The following is a 2,368-nucleotide window of genomic DNA, read 5'->3' as shown; positions in this document are numbered from 1 at the left end:
ATCACCGCCGAGGAGTTCGAGGCGCTGGCGGCCGAGGGCCCGCGGGGCGACGACGTCGGAGCGGCCGCCTGGCCGGTCCCGACGGACCGCGCGTACTACCTCACCTCGTCCTGCAGCGCCTACGCCGGCGCCATCGCGCAGGGCGCCGCGGCCTGGGCCAACCTGGACCGCACCTCGGGCAGCGACACCCCGGTCGAGTGCCGCAACAGCTACATCACCGACTGCGGTGGCGGCGGCAACATCGTCGGCTGCAACTGGGGCCAGGGCCAGCGCATCGCCCTGTACATGGGCGGCGTGAACGACGACGCGCTGCTCGCGGCGCACGAGTTCGGCCACGACTGGTACGGCCACTCCAGCTACCAGTGCGCCGGCTGGTCCAGCCCGTCGCACGTGATGGCACCGTCCATATGCAACTTCGCGGGCAACGGCGCCAAGCAGGGCCCGGTCCGCATCGACTGACGCACCCCCGGTCCCGCGGGGGCGCCAGGACGGCCGGCGCCCCCGCGGCAGACCGCCGGCGCCCCCGCGGCAGACCGCCGGGACCTCCCCGCCGCCGCCCGGCGGTACCCACCTTTTTGTGGGTACTTGGCACGCCGCTATCCGGCGGCGAGGCTGGAGGCAGAGGCGGAGCACGGAGGTGGTCAGGGAGCCGGGGAGGCTCCCGTGAGGTTGTCCAGACGGCGGTGGCCCCAGTCGGAGAGCGGGGTCAGCGCCACGGAGAGGTCGCGGCCGAAGTCGGTGAGGGAGTAGACCGTCTTCAACGGCAGCCCTTCGTGCACCTCGCGGTGCACCAGGCCGTCGCCCTCCATCTCGCGCAGCGCCTGCGTCAGCACCTTCTCGCTGAGGCCGGGCAGCAGCCGGAGCAGTTCGCCGGGGCGCCGGGAGCCGGTCTCCAGCAGCCAGAGCAGGGACGTCTTCCACTTGCCGTCGATGACGGCGATCGCCGCGGTCACCCCGCAGACGTTCGTGTTCTGAGCGAGCTTGCGCGTCATGGCACCCCCATGGTCACCACGTGTCTCTTTTTTCCACTGTCTTCACCTATGGAGGTTAGTCATGTCCGCAGAACTTGCCGTCACCGTCCTCGGCCTGGGCCCGATGGGACGGGCCCTGGCCGGGGCTTTCGTCGCGGCGGGGGTACGTACCACGGTCTGGAACCGGACCCCGGGCCGGGACACCGAGCTGGTCGGGCAGGGCGCGCTGCGTGCGGCGTCGGCGGCGGAGGCGGTGGCCGCGAGCGAGCTGACCGTCGTGTGCGTCGTGGACTACGACGCCGCCGACGCGGTGCTGCGGCGCCCGGACGTCGCCGAAGCGCTCAAGGGCCGTACGGTCGCGAACCTGAGCGCCGACACCCCCACGCGGGCCCGCGACGCCGCCGCCTGGGCGGCGGACCACGGGGTGCGCTACCTCGACGGCTCGATCATGACGCCGGTCTTCACCATCGGCACGCCGGACGGGGTGTTCATCTACAGCGGCCCGAAGGACCTGTACGACGAGCAGCAGCGGGTGCTCTCCGCGCTGGGCGGTGCCCACACCCACCTCGGCGAGGACCACGGCCGGGCCGCCGCGTACGACGTGGCGCTGCTCGACATCTTCTGGACCACGATGGCGGGCTGCGCGCACGCCCTGGCGGTCGCCCGCGCGGAGGGGGTCGCGCCGGGGGAGCTGGCGCCCTTCGCGAAGGGCATCGGCGCGATCCTGCCGGAGGCCATCGAGGAGATGTCGCGGGCGGTGGCCGAGGGGGACTACTCCGGTACGAGCAACCCGATCACGTCGTCCGCGTCGTCGATGAAGCACATCATCGCCACCTCCGAGAGCCACGGCGTCGACGCCGCGGTGATGCGGGCCGCCGCCGGGCAGGCGCAGCGGGTCATCGGGCTGGGGTACGGGACGGACGGGTTCGTCCGCGTCACGGAGCTGATTGCCGGCGGGCTGGCGGCGGCGGAACCCGAGCGGGGCTGAGGTCCCGGACCGACGGGCGGGCCAACGGGGGGCGTCCGGGCCGCGTCCGGCCGGCCAACTTCCGGCCTTCCGCGCCCCCGGCGCGTTAGGGGGCGTACGGGGCGGGCATTCCACCGTCGACCCGCACAGCGGAGAGCGGGAGCGACGAAGGGGGAGCCATGAGGCGACGGTGGGGGATCGGCGCGGGGCTGGCGACGGCAGCGGCGGTGCTGGTGCTCGCGGGGTGCAGCCAGCCGACCGACTACAGCGAGGTGGTGACGTTCACCGACGAGCACGGCCGGGCGTGCACCGCCGCGGTGGTGGTCGACCAGGAGCAGAACGAGGGCGACGACTACGAGGTCTCCGGCCTCGACTGCGACTACCCGCCGGAGGGCCGGGAGCCGGGCCCCGCGGGCCACCAGCCACTGCC

4 protein-coding genes are annotated in these 2,368 nt (G+C 73.6%); 3 read left to right on the top strand and 1 reads right to left on the bottom strand.

The genetic code is table 11. The annotated features are described in order from the left end of the window. A partial coding sequence (locus tag H5J30_RS27755; protein ID WP_181790048.1) for a hypothetical protein occupies positions 1 to 459 on the top strand: 459 nt, incomplete at its 5' end. Between the two features lie 182 nt (positions 460 to 641). Here the strand turns inward: H5J30_RS27755 and H5J30_RS27750 are convergent. After that, positions 642 to 992, bottom strand: a complete 351-nt coding sequence (locus H5J30_RS27750) for a winged helix-turn-helix transcriptional regulator (protein WP_181790047.1) — start codon at positions 990 to 992, stop codon at positions 642 to 644. Between the two features lie 61 nt (positions 993 to 1,053). Here H5J30_RS27750 and H5J30_RS27745 point away from each other — a divergent pair, with 61 nt between their 5' ends. Both H5J30_RS27745 and H5J30_RS27740 read left to right on the top strand, forming a co-directional pair. Next, entirely contained in the window at positions 1,054 to 1,959 is a 906-nt protein-coding gene (locus H5J30_RS27745; RefSeq protein ID WP_181790046.1) for an NAD(P)-dependent oxidoreductase, read from the top strand. A gap of 158 nt (positions 1,960 to 2,117) precedes the next feature. Next, a partial coding sequence (locus tag H5J30_RS27740; protein ID WP_181790045.1) for a hypothetical protein occupies positions 2,118 to 2,368 on the top strand: 251 nt, incomplete at its 3' end.

Source organism: Streptomyces phytophilus (assembly GCF_013870535.1).
Classification (GTDB): Bacteria; Actinomycetota; Actinomycetes; order Streptomycetales; family Streptomycetaceae; genus Streptomyces; species Streptomyces phytophilus.
This window is presented reverse-complemented; position numbering and strand designations above follow the sequence as displayed.